At 53.7% G+C, this 324-nt stretch carries 3 tRNA genes; all 3 read right to left on the minus strand.

The annotated features are described in order from the left end of the window. The 3 genes from AC0IZJ_RS28380 to AC0IZJ_RS28390 all read right to left on the minus strand — a co-directional run bounded on the left by AC0IZJ_RS28380 (position 1) and on the right by AC0IZJ_RS28390 (position 322). Positions 1–76 (minus strand) — tRNA-Gly (locus AC0IZJ_RS28380). 12 nt (positions 77–88) lie between these two features. Beyond that, positions 89–162: transfer RNA gene (locus AC0IZJ_RS28385), tRNA-Cys, on the minus strand. 84 nt (positions 163–246) lie between these two features. Beyond that, a tRNA-Gly gene (locus AC0IZJ_RS28390) sits at positions 247–322 on the minus strand. Between the last annotated feature and the right edge of the window lie 2 nt (positions 323–324).

Raw genomic sequence — 324 nt, forward strand, 5'->3', positions numbered from 1 at the left:
TGGAGCGGGATAAGAGACTCGAACTCTCGACCTATACCTTGGCAAGGTATCGCTCTACCAACTGAGCTAATCCCGCAGTGTCTTGTTCTGGAGGCGCGATCCGGAGTCGAACCGGACTAACCGGATTTGCAATCCGGGGCATAACCGCTTTGCTATCGCGCCGCCGTAAACCCGATCAATGCCGTTGGTGCGGCTTTGACGAAAAAGGGAAGCCTGGGCTTCCCTTTCGGAAAATTCCTGAAAACCTGGAGCGGGATAAGAGACTCGAACTCTCGACCTATACCTTGGCAAGGTATCGCTCTACCAACTGAGCTAATCCCGCAT

Source organism: Roseateles sp. AC306 (assembly GCF_979253795.1).